Origin of the sequence: Dethiosulfatibacter aminovorans DSM 17477, assembly GCF_900142005.1 — a bacterium.
Lineage (GTDB): Bacteria > Bacillota > Clostridia > Tissierellales > Dethiosulfatibacteraceae > Dethiosulfatibacter > Dethiosulfatibacter aminovorans.
In genome coordinates this window covers 15,226-33,023 of sequence record NZ_FQZL01000037.1, presented here as the reverse complement: position 1 = coordinate 33,023, position 17,798 = coordinate 15,226, and the positions used below count along the sequence as shown (strand labels likewise).

The window sequence follows — 17,798 nt, the reverse complement described above, 5'->3', positions numbered from 1 at the left end:
CATATGAACGACTTAAACCCTCACTTTCCACAATTTGGCAAAGGTTTTAAAATCGGTGCTGTTTGTTCGGCACATATGGAAAAATTAATCTACGGCGCAACTACTCTAGACAAGCCGATACATCCTGATGACATGCACCCGGATGTGCTTATTCCTACACACAACCTTCTTATCTACCCTGATATCAAGATGGGATACAAGGGACATTTGGTACACAAGGTCATTCATAATGTTATTGATACATGGTATGGAGATTGCTGGGAGTGCACAGATACAAAACTGGATTTCTTCGATTCAGTTGCAGAAGAGCATCAACTTCTTAAACCTGTTGAGATCACAGCTTCATACTTCACACCTCTCGGATTTACAATTTACGGTCACGAAGTTGACTATGATTTTAACGAAGAGAGTAAATAATCTCATAAAAAGATTAAAACAGAGGCTGTCTCATCGAAATCTTTGACGGCCTCTAATGATTCATTGAAATTTGAAAAGATACTTGCAGAAGACACCAAGTAAGGAGCTTAAAATGCTTAATGGGAGGTTGACATGCCACAGATAACCTTTAGAGGAATAAAGAAAGAAACGGTAAAAAACATAAGCGGTAGAGTAGTGAATGAATTGAAGGATATTGTAAATGCACCAGCGGGTTGGTTTACAATTGAGTATAGCTATACTGAGTTTTTTGTTGACGGTGACAGTAAAAATTATCCCCTTATCCAAGTTTATTGGTTCGGAAGGGACTTGGAAGTCCAGGACAATGTAGCATCGGTATTGACTGATATTCTTTCTGATGAGGGATACCCTGAAGTCGAAATAAGTTTTCATAAATTTGACAAAAGATCGTATTATGCACACAAGAAACATTTTGCCTAATAGAATAGACTGCGTGTATCTGTATGTAATTCGGATACACGTTTTTTTCGAGTTTAGGTAGATTGTTGACAGTGATTCAAGAAAAAGGGAAAATCAACCTGAGAGAAGTATGGAATCATAGAGAAAATACATAGGAGAAAAAATCATAAAGTAATGAAAAATATAGAATTTGGACCAATAAGACCTGTGGCGGAAGCCGATAGCCTACTTGTAAGAGTCACAAGAGGCTGTTCATGGAACAAATGCCATTTCTGTACACAGTATAAAGATTTCAGTTTTTCAATAAGGAAAATCTATGAAATCAAAAGAGACATAGACAATCTTTATGAAAAATATGGTAAGTATAATATCAGCTCCTGTTTCCTTCAGGATGGAGACAGCATCATAATGAAGACCGATGAACTTATTGAAATAATTGAATACCTTAAGGAGAGATTTCCAAACCTTGAGCAGTTGTCATCATATGGAAGGGCATCTTCATTGGTGCGTAAGTCCGAAGAGGACTACAGAAGACTAAAGGATGCAGGTTTGACAAGGATATACTGCGGCATGGAGTCCGGTTCTGACGATGTCTTGAAAAAGATGAATAAAGGCATTACCTCAAGCCAGTTGGTTGAGGCTGCTGGTCTTGTGAAGAGTGCAGGAATGGAATTGTCCGTATTCATAATTCTCGGTCTTGGAGGCAGGGAGCTTTCCAAGAAAAATGCAGTTGAAACAGCTGAAACTATAAATCTCATGAAGCCTGATTTTGTAAGGGTTAGAACAGTGGCTCTGAATACGGACACAAGGTTGAGATCCATGTCGGAGACCGGAGAATATACGATTCAAAGCGAGGAAGAAATAGTCTATGAACAAAGGTCATTGATTGAGAACATAACAATCCACACCAGATACTCAAGTGACCACTATGTAAATCTTTTGGAGGATGTAAACGGAAAGCTTCCTGATGAAAGGGAGCAGATGTTGGAAGTGATTAGTGACTATGAGTCCCTTGATGACATGGATAGGCAGGTATTCAACCTTGGGAAAAGAGGAAATTTCTTCAGGAAATTGTTGGACTTTGACAAGGGAAAGGCATACAATGATATCAGGAATCATTACAACCTTGATAAATCTAAGAGTTATGATAATATTAGATATATATGCTCTGAATTGAGGAAAAACAAAATTTGACTGAGAATTCGGACAGATCTTAGTGATAAGATACAAAAAGATATATTAATGAATTGAGGAATTTTATGGATAATAACAAAACAGACCATGAGTGTTTGTATAAGAAAATACTTGATAATTCTTATGATGAAATTTTCGTAGTCGATGTAAACGATATTATTATATATGTTAATGAAGCAAGTGTTAAGCACTATGGGCTTCATCCTGATGAAATGATAGGCAAACCAGTTTCTGAAATAGCAAATAAAGGTCTTTGGTATCCAAGGAACATACATCCATATACCTATATAACAAAGAAAGGGTTCACCGTTGAGCAAAAGACTGTATTGGGTAAGACTCTTGTTACAACTGTTGTTCCAGTTTTCGATGAAAATGGAGACGTGGACATCCTTGTTCAGAATGCAAGAGACAAAACTCAGCTTGTTGATTTTGAAAGTGAATTATCAAAAATACGAAAGCTTTTGGAAAACAATAGTGTTCAAGATAATACCATTGACAACAAACATTCTGAAGAACAAAATGGAATAATTACATATAATAACAAAATTAAAAAAATACTTAAGCTTGCTCAGAAGGCTGTTTCAGCAGGTTCAACCTTACTTATTCTTGGCGAGAGTGGAACTGGCAAGGGAATGCTTGCAAAAGCGGTGTATAAGAACAGCAATAGAAGCGATAGGCCTTTTATCACTATAAATTGTGCTGCGATTCCCGAAAATTTACTTGAAAGCGAACTCTTTGGATATGAGGAAGGAGCATTTTCCGGAGCCGTTAAAAGCGGCAAGAAGGGATTAATAGAACTTGCAAATAACGGAGTACTTTTTCTCGATGAAATATCAGAAACTTCACTTGCTATCCAGGCGAAGCTTTTACATGTTCTTCAGGATAAGACCTACTATTCTGTAGGAGGAAGGGAAGTCAAGCATACAAATGCAATAATAATTGCTGCCAGCAATAAGGATATAAAGGAACAGGTCAGGCAGGGATATTTCAGGGAAGATCTTTACTACAGGCTGAATGTTGTAGAGGTTGAGTTGCCGCCATTGAGGGAAAGGCGTGAAGATTTGCGTCCTTTGACATATTTTTTCATTAATAAATTTAATGAGAAGTATGGATATAAGAAAGAAATCTGCAAAGAATGTCTCGAACTGTTTGATAAATATGAATGGCCAGGCAATGTTAGGGAGTTGGAAAACTTCATTGAAAGGCTAATTATTACTTCTGAGGATCGGATAATAGAACGTGATGATTTACCGGAATTTTTTATGGATTCAATCAATGAATTAAAGTATAATGAAAGTTTGGGAAGCTTGGAAAAAATGGTGGAAGATTATCAGAAGAAAATTGTATTGGATATTTACAGAAAACAGAAATCAATAAGAAAAACTGCTGAAGCTCTTGGCGTAAGTAAAAGCAAAGCTGCAAGACTGATAAATAAATATAAATAAAACATATTGAAGTGTACTAATATAGGCACGAAAAAACCTGCATTTTTACCAAGTATATTGAAAAATGCAGGTTTTATTTTTGTTGTGTTGCTTCAGTTGCTAAAACCATATTGAATTTATGTTTAAGGAATAAATGGAAGATAACAAAGAAAGTATAAGGAGGATTTATGAATAAAAGCAAAGGAACATCAGTTGATAGATTTATCTTTTGGGGAACTCTGGTAATGTTGATTGGAATAATAGTACCAATTGTTTTATTCCCGGAAGAATCACAAACAATTGTTGCTAAACTCCAGGCGGGAGCTCTTGATGGTTTTGGATGGGGTTTTTTGGTATTCACCTTTGGCGCTTTTATATTTTGCATATTTGCAGCAACCAGTAAATGGGGCAAGGTAAAGCTTGGAGAACCGGATGATAAACCAGAATACTCTACTTTCTCATGGTGTGCAATGCTTTTCTGTGCAGGACAAGGATCAAGCATTATCTATTGGGGTGTTATAGAATGGGTATATTACTATATTGGACCCCCTCCAGGAATAGAGCCAATGTCTGTTGAGGCTGCAAATGTTTCTACAGCCCTATCTTTCTTTCATTGGGGTCCAAGTGCCTGGGCGGTGTATTGCCTACCGGCGCTCCCAATGGCATATCTTTACTGGAAAAGGAGGGAGCCTGTTCTTAGGCTTAGTCAGACGTGCCAGGGAGTTATTCCAAAGAAAAATCTTGATGGAATGACAGGTAAAGTAATTGATCTTGTTATACTGTTTGTCATAGTTGCATCATATATTGCAACTCTTGGTTTAGGAACTCCAATGATAGCTACTGGTCTGGAAGTTTTATTTGGTGTTCCTCAAACATTGCTGACAAAGTTGGGCATTATAGTGGTTTGGAGCATGATTTTCATTCAAAGTGTTTACAAAGGTCTTGATAGTGGTATTAGGAAACTTAGTGAATGGAATGTTTATGTTGCATTTGTTCTTGTGGGTTTAGTGTTTGTTTTCGGTCCAACAAGTTTCATATTAAACAAGACAAGCGACTCATTTGCAATTATGCTTGGAAACTACTTCGAGTGGAGCCTTTTTACTGATGTAGTCGGACAAAACGGATTTGCTAAATGGTGGACTGTATTCTATTTTGCATGGTGGATAGCTATAGCGCCATTTATGGGACTCTGGGTTGCCAGGATCTCAAAGGGAAGGACAATAAAGGAGATTGTAGTTGCGGAGATGATAGTTGGAACACTGGGTGGCTACACAGTGTTTGCATCTCTGGGAAGCAGTGGGCTTCATCAACAAATTGCAGGAGTGGTTGATGCAGTGGCTATTCTTCAAAACCAGGGTCCGACATATGCAGTTGCAGCTATATTGACAAGTCTTCCACTAGGCAAGGTCCTTCTTTTCCTAATGATATCGACGATGTTTCTTAACCTTGCAACATCTGTCGATTCAACAGCATTCATATTGGCTGCTCTTGCATCTAACGGACTTAAGGTAGGTGAGGAGCCTGTAAGATGGTACAGGGTATTCTGGGCTGTAGCGATAGTGGCTGTGCCTATCGCGATGATAATCGTTGATGCATCGCTCAGTACCTTACAGGCATTTACAGTACTTGCTGCGATACCCATAGTGTTTTTAATGATAATCATGACAGTATCTTTTGTGAAAATGTTAAAGGAAGATGAAGGATTGTCATTCAGTGAAATAATAGAAAGAGAAGAAAAGAAAGAATGTTTAATTAATAAGTAATAAATGCCGGATGTAGAGAGGATATTAACAGGTAATATTCAATTGATGGTGTAATCATCTGAAGTGATATTGAATACATATATCATTAGGAGGGTTACACCATTATTATTTTATTGGTAATAGGGGAATAAAAAGATATTTTTCGCAAAAGCTTAAAATCACAGCTTCATACTTTGCATACCTAGGATTTATATTTGAGGAGAAGAAAACAGTATTCGATATCTACAGCAAACAGAAATCGATGAGAAAAACTGCCGAAGCACTTGGTGTAAGTAAAAGCAAAGCCACAAGACTAAGAAATACAAATATGATATTTTGAAGCGTACCAATATTGGTACGATGTACCAAATTTAGAACGAAAAAGACCTGCATTTTTACTGAGTATGTTGAAAAATGCAGGTTTTATATTTGGCATGAATATTGCTTATATTGTTATTGAAGACTCATAAGAGTGGCAACTTCTCTTATGAAAAACTATGTACAAATAAGTAGCAGGGCAGCTTTACTGTTTGGCTGACTTGAGATGTATCCAACAGGATATGTCTTGGGCAAGGTCATTATACTATTTATATGATAGGAAATCAAATGTATTATCGGAGGTGAACTGATTTTTATTATTCGGCAGGAGAGCCTTTTCATAGAATGGTCATTATTTGTACATGGAAATTAAATATCTAGGAGGATTTTATGAAAACAATTAACAAACCTTTAGCAATATTTGCAATTGTTTTACTTATTGTAGTAATCATACCTATTGCAGTTGCTCCAGAAGCCAGTACCGATTTTATCAATGGTCTGCTTGGCGGTATAACGGGTAATTTTGGATGGCTTTTTCTTCTAGCAGGAATAGGATCATTTGGATTCCTCATGTATTGTGCATTTAGCAAATATGGGGATATAAAATTTGGTGGCCCCGATTCCAAGCCGGATTATAGCACCTTTAGCTGGGTGTCCATGCTTTTGTGTGCAGGATTAGGTTCAAGCATTATGATATGGGGTGGAGTTGAATGGATGTATTATGTATCAGGACCTCCATTCAGGGTTGCTCCTTATACATTGGAGGCATATGAGTGGGCTTCTGCATACGGCATGTATCACTGGGGTTTTGTGGCATGGGCTATGTTTGCTATTCCTACAGTTCCGATTGCATACTCATACTGGGTGAAGAAAAACAGCTCTCTTAAAATGTCTTCCGCCTGCAACGCAGTCATAGGAGATGAAAAAGACAGTTGGACAAGAAGGATAATCGATGCATTCATAATATTTGGAATTCTTGGTAGTTATGCTACAACGATAGGACTGGGAACTCCAATAGTTTCGAGGATTCTTAACCATCTCTTTGGGATTCAGGATTCGTTCTTTTTGAGAGTGTCAATTCTTGTAGTTCTTTGTGCTGTATTCACTCTTAGTGTATATAAAGGAATCGAATCTGGAATCCAGGTTATAAGCAGATGGAATGTAAAGATAGCGCTTGGATTGTTTGCCTTTATCTTCATAGTAGGACCCAAGGCTTTTATGCTTGATACATTCGTTCAAGCTGTTGGGATGAACCTTTCTCATGTAATCGATATGAGCTTTTATACTGATTCCATTGGTAAAAGTGGATTTCCACAGGGTTGGACTATATTCTACTGGGCTTGGTGGATTGCAATGGCTCCATTCATGGGTCTATGGGTAGCAAGGATATCAAAAGGAAGAACTATCAGAGAATTGGTAATAGCAGAATGCTTCTGGGGTTCTATGGGTTGCTGGTTGTCTTTTAATACACTGGGAAGTTTTGGAATGAATCTTGAGCTTGAAGGAACAGTTAAGTTATCACAGGTTCTTGCCGAATCAGGAAAAGGTGAAGCAATAATAACAATGCTTCAGAACCTGCCGCTAAGCTATATAGTAATATTTGTATATGGACTTTTGCTCTTCCTGAATCTGGTTACATCATGTGATTCTACGGCATATGTACTTGCACAGACAGCATCCAAAAACCTAAAGCCAGGGGATGATCCAAACAAGTATTACAGGGTGTTCTGGGCAATGAGTCTTGTCATTATACCAATAGCACTTATGAGTCTTGAGTATAAAATCGAAGGCCTTGATACAATGGCTCCTCTTCAGATTGCTTCAGTTGTGTCATGTTTACCGGTGCTTGTTGTTCTTGGATTGATGATTGCATCATTCATCAAGTGGATTAAGGAGGACATAGCAAACGGAACTCTGCCAATCGATGAGAAGCATAGATCCAGATGGCCGGAATTGGAATATAACAATAAAAAATCAAAATCAGCAACATCATAAATAATAATATAAATAAGCCATAAAGGAGTTAAAAGCTCCTTTATGGATGAAATGCTTTTAGCAAGGAGATTATACATGAGTTTTCAAATAGTATCAGAAAGTATAATAAAGGGAAATGAATCTTTGACTGTTGAACATGTTAAAGAACTTATAGATTCGGGAACGGAACCTCTTTCAATCATAAATGACGGATTGATGGCAGGAATGAACGTTGTCGGAGAGAGATTCAAGAATGGAGAGATGTTCGTGCCTGAAGTGCTCATGGCAGCAAGGGCGATGAATTCCGGAATAGAACTGGTCAAGCCACTTATAAATGACGATGACATGCCGAATGTTGGGACAGTAGTAATAGGGACTGTAAAAGGTGACCTTCACGATATAGGCAAAAATCTTGTAGCCATGATGATGGAAAGTGCAGGTTTCAAGGTTGTCAACGTAGGTGTAGATGTAACAACGGATAAATTTGTTGAAGCTGTTAGAGAAAACAATGCTCAGATTGTCGCCATGTCTGCGATGCTTACTACTACGATGGTATATATGAAAAATGTAATTGAGGCGCTTGAGGAAGCAGGGTTGAGAGAACAGGTCAAAATAATGATAGGAGGTGCACCGGTTACTCCTAAATTTGCAGAGGAGATAGGTGCAGAGCTTTACACTGTTGATGCTTCCAGTGCTGCAGAAGAGGGAAAGAAAATTTTAAAATAGGAAGGTATAGACATGAATTCAAGAGAAAGAGTATTGACAGCTTTAAACTGTGGCATTCCAGACAGAGTGCCCTTTGTGGATTTCGTAGATGAGAAAATAAAGAAGATCGTCATGGGTAAGGACGATTTTACTGAGATAGAATTTGCAAAAAAGGTTGGGCTGGATGCTGTTACCATGCCCGGCATATATGGAGACTACAGTGCGCCGGTGTTTTGTGAAATGCCCGAAGGAGTCAACGACAGGCATTTTGCAGGAGATGGTCTCATAAAGAAGGATTCGGACCTGGATAAGATGGTTTTTCCGGATCCTAAGGATGAAAAGTTTTACGAGCCGGCAAAGAGATTCATCGATGAGTGCAGCAATGAAGATATTGCCGTGTTTTTCGGTCTGGTTCCGGGAACATATGCTACAATATTTTCAATGGGAATGGTTGATTTTTCATATGCATTGATGGACAATCCCAAGCTTATAGAAAAGATTCATGAAAGGTATATAGAATGGAATATGGAGGTTGTTGAGAGACTGCAAAGGATAGGTGGAATAGACTTCTTCGCACTGTATGACGATATGGCATTCAATTCCGGTCCTATGATGTCGCCTAAGGTATTCAGAGAGATATTTGTTCCTCAATACAAGCAGCTTGCAGATACATTCAAGGTGCCGTGGGCGTTTCATAGCGACGGTGATCTTTCTGTGCTTCTCGAAGATATCCTGTCATTGGGCATGAACTGCATCAATCCAATCGACCCTTCAGGAATGGACATCAACAAGGTCAAGGAAGAATATGGAGACAGGGTGTGTCTTTGGGGCAACATCGACTTGAGATATACATTGACCAGGGGAACTGTTGAAGAGGTTGATGCAGAGGTGAAGGACAGGATTATGAATGTAGGAAAAGGCGGAGGATATATTTTGTCAAGTGCAAACATGGTTACAGATTATTGCAAGGCAGAAAACTTCGTGGCCATGGCGGAAGCAGTTAAGAAATATGGCAAGTATCCACTTTTATGCGAATAGGAGGATTAGAAGATGAGTTTTGAGTCATCATCATCAGAGGTTGTATCAAGTTTGCTTAGAGATACATATGTGCCAAGGTTCTTTAAGGCAAAGCAGATATTTCAACGACCTAAAATTGAAAAGGCTGACATTCCGGAAGTAATAGAAAAAGAGATGTCAAAACCTGAAATATTATCTAAAATAAAGCCGGGTATGAGAATTGCCATAACCTGTGGAAGCAGGGGGATAGCCAGCTATGTTTTGACAGTCAAGACATTGGTTGCGTTTTTGAAGGACAAAGGAGCGGAGCCCTTCATAGTTCCGGCTATGGGAAGTCATGGAGGTGCAATTGCAGAAAACCAGACGGATATTCTGCATCATTACGGCATAACAGAAGAAAGTGTTGGATGTCCTATAGTTTCATCAATGGATGTAAAAAAAATAGGATTGACGGATGATGGAAGAGATGTCTACATTGATAAAAATGCTGCAGAAGCCGATGGAATTATTCTCTATAACAGGATCAAACCACACACTTGCTTCACGGCTTCGTATGAAAGCGGATTACATAAAATGTGTGCAATAGGATTGGCAAAACAAGCGGGTGCAGAGAATTGTCACGAACAAGGATATGCAGTTTTAGGAGATAATGTATTTATATACGGCCAGGGAATAATCAAGAACTCCAATATCATCTGTGGTCTAGGTGTTGTGGAAAATGCATTTGATGAACTTTGCATTATTAGCGCCATAGAAAAGGATAAAATTATAGAGGAGGAACCAAAGCTTCTAAAAAAGGCGAAATCCCTTATGCCCAGCTTGCTGGTTGGGGAATGTGATGTTTTGGTAGTCGATGAAATAGGGAAAAACTTCTCCGGTGACGGAATGGATCCAAATATAACGGGTACTTTCTGCACTCCATATGCATCTGGAGGTGTTAAGAGCCAATATGTTACAGTGTTGGGGCTGTCGCCTGAAACCTTGGGGAATGGAATTGGTGTAGGCATGGCTGATGTAACAACCAAAAGATGCGCTGATGAATGCAATTTGGGTGAAATGTATCCCAATTCCATAACTTCTGTGGAGCTTGGATCAGCCAGGATACCGGTCATCGTGAAATCAGACAAAGAGGCAATCCAAATATGCACAAAGGTATGCATAGGCATAGACAGAAAGAATCCTAGGATTGTACGGATTCCAAATTCATCCTTTGTTCAGCATATTCTATTGAGTGAAGCTTATTTGGAAGAAGTGAAGAATAGGCCTGATATGGAAGTTGAAAGCGAATTGTTTGACTTGCCATTTGATGAATACGGCAACTTAATGGATCTAGAACCAAGAGTCCGTTCTAATGATGAATAGTAAAATTTTCTCCCATAACAGCTCTTTAGCAGTTATGGGAGAACTTATTTTCAAAAATTCCCCCCCCTTTATGATTTTCCCCAAAAATAATTGATATATTAAGATTAAAAATACAGTATTTAGCAAATTAAATAAGTGTCGATATTTAATGACTTATAATCTATCATGTATTTTAGGATATAATGAATCATTGCAACCTTGATATATCCAAGGGTTATTCGGCAATGCAAATATCATAATAGATTTAACTGGTGAGTCGCATTTGCGGCTCACTATTTTGTTTGAGGTTCGCTTGTTTTACTGGATGGATATTCCAAGGTTGTTGATAAACAGCAGTTTGACCGATTAAGTTGTGAAAATCTGTATTGGCATAATACTTGCAAATGTATATATATATAGTATTAATACTTTTTAAAGAAGTTGATCAACAAACATGAATTAGTAAGATTGAAGGAGATGGTAATCAAATCGATGCTTAGACAGAATGTAATTAATTTGAAGAGATTTTATGTAAAAGGAGATTTATCACAATGAAAATAGTATGTTTGGGAGATAGCTTGACAGAAGGTGTAGCTGTTGATGTTAGGAATACATGGCCTTATATGATGAAGCAAAGCACAAATTGTGAACATGACATTATCAACAAGGGCATTAGAGGTGATACAACATTTGGCATGATAGGAAGACTGCACGAAGATGTTTTGTCTGAGAATCCGAATTGTGTTATTTTATGCGGGGGACTGAATGACTGTTGGTTTGATACGCCGGCAAATATTATAGTTTCAAATATATATGCCATAGTGAAGAGATTGGAATTTAATGGCATTAAAACTGTCATTGGAATTCCACCAGTGGTGTTTAGCAAGGATAGGCTTGAAGGTGAGTATCCTTCCGCACCCCTTGGCGGATGGGAAAAACTGGATAATCTAGTTTCAATTTATAGAGAAGCTTTGATTGCAATTTGTGAGGAGTATGAGTATTCATACTTTGATATGCAGGATATGTTCAACAATCATAGTGGCAATGCGGAAGATTTGATAGGTGACGATTTGATTCATCCAAACGAAGAAGGCAATCGTTATCTTTCGGAAATCATATATGAGGAATTAATTAAAATTTACAAATACAATAAAGAAAGGGTGTTTTAATTTGTTTGAAAAAATGAAAAAAGAAATGGATCCTGGAGTTTTTTGGCCTACGTTTATCATGTTGATAGCGGTTTCCGCCATTCTTAGCTCCAGCAAGGATGCGGGAGAAAAAATAGTCAATAAACTTTTCTCGTTTACAACTGTGAACTTTGGCTGGCTGTTTTTATGGTCGGCAATGGCGATATTCGCATTTCTGGGATGGCTGGCATTCAGCAAGTACGGAAAAATAAAGCTTGGAGAGGGAAAACCAGAGTTTTCAACATTCAGCTGGATAGCCATGCTGTTTTGTGCAGGACTTGGAAGTGGAATCATGTATATGGGAACCATCGAATGGAGCTATTATATATTGACACCGCCATTTGGAATCGAAGCTTATTCGGCGGATGCCTATAAATTCGCCCAATCCTATGCATTGTTCCACTGGGGGCCACATGCTTGGGCAATGTATTGTCTTCCAACAATACCAATTGCATATTATTACTATGTGAAGAAAAAGCCTACTATCAGAATGAGCGTCACATGTGATGAAGTATTAGGGGATAAGGTATACGGCAAACTTGGGAAAGCAATTGATGTCGTTACTCTATTTGGACTTATAGGAGGATGCGGAGCTGGACTTGGCTTGTCAACTCCTATGATAACTGCTGGAATAAGCTATTTGACAGGTATTCCTGAGAGCTTCGAATTGAAAATCGCTGTAATAGTAGTATGGGTAATGATCTTCAGTTTCAGTGTGTGGAGAGGGCTTAAAAAAGGTATTAAGTTGCTGTCTGATATAAATGTTTATTTGGCTTTTTCAATAATAATTTTCATTTTTGTATTAGGGCCAACGACATTCATTCTTGACAATTTCACAAACAGTATAGGTGTAATGTTTAAAAACTTCATGGAAATGAGTTTCTATACCGACCCGATACAGAAGTCAGGGTTTCCTCAAGGATGGACTGTTTTCTACTGGGCTTGGTGGGTAGCTTTGGGACCGTTTGTAGGACTTTTTACGGCAAAAATATCCAAGGGACGAACAATAAAGGAAGTAATATTGGGTGTTGTCTGTTTCGGTACTTTAGGCGGATGGATGTTCCACGCCGTGTTGGGAAACTATGCAATAGACCTTCAGGTGACAGGTGCGTTGGATTTGGTCAAAATAACAGCAGAGCAGGGGAGCGCAGCGGCTATTATTGCCGCAATAGGAGCATTGCCCCTTGGCAAGGTGGTGCTTGTGGTTTTCATATCTACTGCATTTATATTCTTTGCAACAAGTTTGGATTCGGCAGCCTATACTACGGCACTTGTATGCAGCAAGGATTTGTCGGATGATAAAGAACCCTGCAGAATGCATAGAATGACCTGGGCGTTCTCTATGGCGGTTTTACCATTGGTATTGATATTCATCGGAGGACTGCAGCCTTTGCAGACTACAGTAATAGTAACAGGTTTGCCTATTGTATTTGTGTACATATTGATGGCGGTTTCATTGTCGAAGTCTTTAAAGAAGGACTATGGAACTTTAGTGAATTGTAACATGCTGGAAAATGAGGCTGCCAATTAAATCGTGATACTAGAATTTTGTATTAAAAGCAGATATTTCGGTATCTGCTTTTAGTTTTCCAAAATTCAATTGGTGTTGCAAACTACTGAATATGAGTCTTGTGATATAAGGCATTTTTATAATGGAAGAGTTACCGGTATAATGCTTGTATCCGAGGAGTCGATTGCACAAAACTATAAGCCCCCCGATAGTTTGCTTTTTTTTGGGTTAATGGTATAATTTATAATGAAGCAAAAAGTCAATGGTTTATTCGGTAATGCAAATAGCATAATAGATTTAATCAGTGAGTCGCATTTGCGACTCACTGATTCGTTTGAGGGTCGCTTGTTTACTGGATGGATATTCCAAAGTTGTTGCTAAACAGTAGTTTGCCTGATTAGGATGTGAAGATTTGTATTGGTATAATACTTGCAATTGTTTATATATAGTATCAATACTTATTATAAGAAGTTGATCAACCAACATGAATTAATAAGATTGAAGGTGATGGTAATCAAAATTGATGGTTAGACAGAATGTAATTGATTTGAAACACTTTTAGAAAAAAGGAGATATATCACAATGAAAATAGTATGTTTGGGAGATAGCTTGACGGAATGTGTAGGTGTTGATGTTAGGAATACATGGCCTTATATGATGACGCAAAACACTAATTATAAATATGACGTTATCAACAAGGGCATTAGAAGTGATACAACATTTGGCATGTTAGGAAGACTGCACGAAGATGTTTTGTCTGAGAATCCAAATTGTGTTATTTTATGCGGGGGACTGAATGACTGTTGGTTTGATACGCCGGCAAATATTATAGTTTCCAATATATATGCCATAGTGAAGAGATTGGAATTTAATGGCATTAAAACTATCATTGGAATTCCACCGATGGCGTTTGACAAGGACAGGCTTGGAGATGAGTTTCCTTACAAACCGCTTGGCGGATGGGAAAAACTGGATAATCTAGTTTCTCTTTATAGAGAAACTTTGATTGCAATTTGTGAGGAGTATGAGTTTTCATACTTTGATATGCAGGAGATATTCAACAATCATAGTGGAAATTTGGAAGATTTGATAGGTGAAGATATGATCCATCCAAACGAAGAAGGAAATCGTTGTCTCTCTGAGATTGTATATGAGGAATTAATGAAAATATACAAATATAACAAAAAGAGGGCATTTTAGTATGTTTGATAAAATGAAAAAAGAAATGGATCCTGGAGTTTTTTGGCCTACGTTTATCATGTTGATAGCGGTTTCCGCCATTCTTAGCTCCAGCAAGGATGCGGGAGAAAAAATAGTCAATAAACTTTTCTCGTTTACAACTGTGAACTTTGGCTGGCTGTTTTTATGGTCGGCAATGGCGATATTTGCATTTTTGGGATGGCTGGCATTCAGCAAGTACGGAAAAATAAAGCTTGGGGAGGGAAAACCAGAGTTTTCAACATTCAGCTGGATAGCCATGCTGTTTTGTGCAGGACTTGGAAGCGGAATCATGTATATGGGAACAATCGAATGGAGCTATTATATATTGACACCGCCATTCGGAATCGAAGCACATTCTGCTGATGCCTATAAATTCGCCCAATCCTATGCATTGTTCCACTGGGGGCCGCATGCATGGGCGATGTATTGTCTTCCAACAATACCTATAGCATATTATTACTATGTAAAGAAAAAGCCTACTATCAGAATGAGCGTCACATGTGATGAAGTATTAGGGGAAAAGGCATATGGCAAGCTTGGGAAAGCAATCGATGTCGTTACTCTATTTGGACTCATAGGCGGATGCGGAGCTGGACTTGGCTTGTCAACTCCTATGATAACTGCTGGAATAAGCTATTTGACAGGTATTCCTGAGAGCTTCGAATTGAAAATCGCCGTAATAGTAGTATGGGTAATGATCTTCAGCTTCAGTGTGTGGAGAGGGCTTAAAAAAGGAATAAAACTGCTGTCCGACATAAACGTATATTTGGCGTTTACAATAATAATTTTCATTTTCGTATTAGGGCCAACGACATTCATTCTTGACAATTTCACAAACAGTATAGGCGTAATGTTTAATAACTTCATGGAGATGAGTTTCTATACCGACCCGATACAGAAGTCAGGATTTCCTCAAGGATGGACTGTTTTCTACTGGGCTTGGTGGGTAGCTTTGGGACCGTTTGTAGGTCTTTTTACGGCCAAAATATCCAAGGGACGTACAATAAAGGAAGTAATATTGGGTGTTGTTTGTTTCGGTACTTTAGGCGGATGGATGTTCCACGCCGTGTTGGGAAATTATGCAATAGACCTTCAGGTGACAGGTGCGTTGGATTTGGTCAAAATAACAGCAGAGCAGGGGAGCGCAGCGGCTATTATTGCCGCAATAGGAGCATTGCCCCTTGGCAAGGTGGTGCTTGTGGTTTTCATATCTACTGCATTTATATTCTTTGCAACAAGTTTGGATTCGGCAGCCTATACTACGGCACTTGTATGCAGCAAGGATTTATCGGATTATAAAGAACCCTGCAGAATGCATAGAATGACCTGGGCGTTCTCAATGGCGGTTTTACCATTGGTATTGATATTCATCGGAGGATTGCAGCCTTTGCAGACTACAGTAATAGTAACAGGTTTGCCTATTGTATTTGTGTACATATTGATGGCGGTTTCATTGTCGAAGTCTTTAAAGAAGGACTATGGAACTTTAGTTTTTAAAAATTCATTGCTTTATGATGATAAGGGAGACTTGAAATGAGCATTATGTTTAAATACGAGAATGAATTGATGCCGGTACCTAGCTACGGGCTGGAAGAAATCATGGAGAGATATCTGGAATGTATTCTTCCGATAGTAGATGATGAAGTTTACCGCAATACGGATAAGATATGCAGAAATTTTATTGAAAATGATGGAAAGCTCTTGTTTGAGAAGGTGCTTGAGTGGAAAGATGCATTGAATGGAGGGAGTTGGCTGTTGCCCAAACAGATGGAAGGACTTCTGTCCGAAAGGGAACCTCTGACTTTAATGGGTAATTATGCTGGAATACTGAAGCCTGATAACAACAGTCATATCAACGACAGTGTCGAATTGACAGCAGCTTTCATATATGCAGCAATAAAAATATACATTGAGATAGAATGTGAAACCTTTAAACCCATATTGATTAAGGATAGAATACCGGTATCCATGAAGCAATTCAAGGATGTGTTTAATTCATGCAGAGTTCCCAAGAAAGGCCATGATGAAATAATATCTTATAGTAAGGATGTAGACAAATCAAGGAGTGTATGCTTTTTTTATAATGGCAGATACTGGAATATAGAAGTCGTTAATTCTGAAGGCATCATTTGCAAGTACAAGGATTTGCTTAGCACCATCAAAACTATCATATACAGCAGTCGAGAAAAGAATGCCAACCATATAAACCATATTTCTATATTGGGAAGTGATAAAGCATCATATTATATTGATAAGCTAACAGGATATGATGAAAAGAATATGGAGGGATTTAATAAACTGTATAGTTCTGTTTTCAATATTTCTTATTCTGGGGAAAAAATAATGTCAGAAGAGGAAGAGATGCATGACATTCTATATGGCAATGGGGAAAACTTTTGGTGTTACAAACCATGGTCAATATGCATGAAGAAGGACAGAAGAATTCGATACAACATGGAACATACCTTAATGGATGGTTTGAATTCCATTTATCTGCTAGGATTGATTAGGGAATTCATCAGCAATAAGGATAGTTTTACAAATGAAAATAATGGAACTGTATTGAATCATTCTTTGATTGAGTGGAATATATCCGACAGTATTAAGAATGAAATTCTTGCAGAAAAAAATGAATATTTGGATACTGTGAGCAGACTCGGTACAAAGAAGATAGTGTTTGATGGATATGGCAAAGAGAAGATTGCTGGAAGCGGATATAGTGCAGATGCAATATTTAGATTTGCCCTTCAGTATGCCCAGAAAAAAGTCTATAATGAAATAAGAACTGAATACGAGTCCTGTGATATAAGGCATTTTTATGAGGGTAGGGTTATGGGTATAAGGCCCGTATCCGAGGAGTCGATTTCACTGGTTGATTCTGTCATTAATAATGATTGTAAAGATACGATTACAGAAAAACTGGAGTCTGCGAACAATAGCCATAAGAATAAAATCAAGAAATGTAAACAGGCTAATAGTGTAACCAGGCCTTTGAATGTCTTGAAGTCAATATATGAAAAATATGGAGAGGAACTTGGCATAAAAGAGATGCCGGAATTATTCAGCGACATTTCATTTGAAAAGATCAATTCTGATTTTCTTTCCACAACAACTGTTGGAGATTGGGATTCCATGTTTTTTTCCCCTGTAATAGAAAATGGAATAGGATTGGTCTATGCAATTAAGGATAATTCGATTGAGTTTTTTGTTACTTTTAGGGTTGTGGATGAAGAAAACATCAATTCGTTTTGTGATGAAGTTAAAGAATTTCTAGATATTATTGAAGAATATCTCATATAGGAAAAAGGTG

General features: G+C 38.0%; 14 protein-coding genes. All 14 read left to right on the top strand.

What is annotated here, in order from left to right:
* Nucleotides 1–417 (top strand): hypothetical protein (locus tag BUB05_RS18765; RefSeq protein ID WP_217683724.1); only part of this gene is annotated, 417 nt, incomplete at its 5' end.
* Nucleotides 418–549: 132 nt separating this feature from the next.
* Nucleotides 550–876: a DUF1904 family protein gene (locus tag BUB05_RS16560; RefSeq protein WP_073050722.1), complete on the top strand. Its 327-nt coding sequence runs from the start codon at nucleotides 550–552 to the stop codon at nucleotides 874–876.
* 153 nt (nucleotides 877–1,029) lie between these two features.
* Nucleotides 1,030–2,049, top strand: a complete 1,020-nt coding sequence (locus BUB05_RS16555) for a B12-binding domain-containing radical SAM protein (protein WP_073050721.1) — start codon at nucleotides 1,030–1,032, stop codon at nucleotides 2,047–2,049.
* 65 nt (nucleotides 2,050–2,114) lie between these two features.
* Nucleotides 2,115–3,494, top strand: a complete 1,380-nt coding sequence (locus BUB05_RS16550) for a sigma-54 interaction domain-containing protein (protein ID WP_073050720.1) — start codon at nucleotides 2,115–2,117, stop codon at nucleotides 3,492–3,494.
* A 167-nt stretch (nucleotides 3,495–3,661) separates the two neighbouring features.
* A complete protein-coding gene (locus BUB05_RS16545) occupies nucleotides 3,662–5,236 on the top strand; it encodes a BCCT family transporter (protein ID WP_073050719.1) in 1,575 nt (524 codons plus the stop codon).
* Between the two features lie 687 nt (nucleotides 5,237–5,923).
* Nucleotides 5,924–7,528 (top strand): BCCT family transporter, encoded by a 1,605-nt coding sequence (locus BUB05_RS16540; protein WP_073050718.1) that lies wholly within the window; start codon nucleotides 5,924–5,926, stop codon nucleotides 7,526–7,528.
* A 75-nt stretch (nucleotides 7,529–7,603) separates the two neighbouring features.
* Nucleotides 7,604–8,233: a corrinoid protein gene (locus BUB05_RS16535; protein ID WP_073050717.1), complete on the top strand. Its 630-nt coding sequence runs from the start codon at nucleotides 7,604–7,606 to the stop codon at nucleotides 8,231–8,233.
* Between the two features lie 12 nt (nucleotides 8,234–8,245).
* Nucleotides 8,246–9,250 carry a uroporphyrinogen decarboxylase family protein gene (locus BUB05_RS16530; RefSeq protein WP_073050716.1) on the top strand — a complete coding sequence of 335 codons (1,005 nt, stop codon included), beginning with the start codon at nucleotides 8,246–8,248 and terminating at the stop codon, nucleotides 9,248–9,250.
* A 12-nt stretch (nucleotides 9,251–9,262) separates the two neighbouring features.
* A complete protein-coding gene (locus BUB05_RS16525; RefSeq protein ID WP_073050715.1) occupies nucleotides 9,263–10,591 on the top strand; it encodes a nickel pincer cofactor-dependent isomerase, group 22 in 1,329 nt (442 codons plus the stop codon).
* 530 nt (nucleotides 10,592–11,121) lie between these two features.
* Complete coding sequence (locus BUB05_RS16520; RefSeq protein WP_073050714.1) at nucleotides 11,122–11,739, top strand: GDSL-type esterase/lipase family protein; 618 nt, start codon at nucleotides 11,122–11,124, stop codon at nucleotides 11,737–11,739.
* Nucleotide 11,740: 1 nt separating this feature from the next.
* Nucleotides 11,741–13,288, top strand: coding sequence for a BCCT family transporter (locus BUB05_RS16515; protein WP_094763038.1), 1,548 nt, complete (start codon nucleotides 11,741–11,743; stop codon nucleotides 13,286–13,288).
* A gap of 561 nt (nucleotides 13,289–13,849) precedes the next feature.
* A complete protein-coding gene (locus BUB05_RS16510) occupies nucleotides 13,850–14,467 on the top strand; it encodes a GDSL-type esterase/lipase family protein (RefSeq protein WP_073050713.1) in 618 nt (205 codons plus the stop codon).
* Nucleotide 14,468: 1 nt separating this feature from the next.
* Nucleotides 14,469–16,025 (top strand): BCCT family transporter, encoded by a 1,557-nt coding sequence (locus BUB05_RS16505; protein WP_094763037.1) that lies wholly within the window; start codon nucleotides 14,469–14,471, stop codon nucleotides 16,023–16,025.
* Nucleotides 16,022–17,788 (top strand): choline/carnitine O-acyltransferase, encoded by a 1,767-nt coding sequence (locus BUB05_RS16500; protein WP_073050712.1) that lies wholly within the window; start codon nucleotides 16,022–16,024, stop codon nucleotides 17,786–17,788. The genes BUB05_RS16505 and BUB05_RS16500 overlap by 4 nt, the downstream gene beginning before the upstream one ends.
* Nucleotides 17,789–17,798 lie beyond the last annotated feature (10 nt).

Bases quoted from the DNA above. Each gene is read 5' to 3' on its own strand.
- BUB05_RS16560 (WP_073050722.1), top strand. From the start codon at position 550: ATGCCACAGATAACCTTTAGAGGAATAAAGAAAGAAACGGTAAAAAAC.
- BUB05_RS16555 (WP_073050721.1), top strand. From the start codon at position 1,030: ATGAAAAATATAGAATTTGGACCAATAAGACCTGTGGCGGAAGCCGAT.
- BUB05_RS16550 (WP_073050720.1), top strand. From the start codon at position 2,115: ATGGATAATAACAAAACAGACCATGAGTGTTTGTATAAGAAAATACTT.
- BUB05_RS16545 (WP_073050719.1), top strand. From the start codon at position 3,662: ATGAATAAAAGCAAAGGAACATCAGTTGATAGATTTATCTTTTGGGGA.
- BUB05_RS16540 (WP_073050718.1), top strand. From the start codon at position 5,924: ATGAAAACAATTAACAAACCTTTAGCAATATTTGCAATTGTTTTACTT.
- BUB05_RS16535 (WP_073050717.1), top strand. From the start codon at position 7,604: ATGAGTTTTCAAATAGTATCAGAAAGTATAATAAAGGGAAATGAATCT.
- BUB05_RS16530 (WP_073050716.1), top strand. From the start codon at position 8,246: ATGAATTCAAGAGAAAGAGTATTGACAGCTTTAAACTGTGGCATTCCA.
- BUB05_RS16525 (WP_073050715.1), top strand. From the start codon at position 9,263: ATGAGTTTTGAGTCATCATCATCAGAGGTTGTATCAAGTTTGCTTAGA.
- BUB05_RS16520 (WP_073050714.1), top strand. From the start codon at position 11,122: ATGAAAATAGTATGTTTGGGAGATAGCTTGACAGAAGGTGTAGCTGTT.
- BUB05_RS16510 (WP_073050713.1), top strand. From the start codon at position 13,850: ATGAAAATAGTATGTTTGGGAGATAGCTTGACGGAATGTGTAGGTGTT.
- BUB05_RS16505 (WP_094763037.1), top strand. From the start codon at position 14,469: ATGTTTGATAAAATGAAAAAAGAAATGGATCCTGGAGTTTTTTGGCCT.
- BUB05_RS16500 (WP_073050712.1), top strand. From the start codon at position 16,022: ATGAGCATTATGTTTAAATACGAGAATGAATTGATGCCGGTACCTAGC.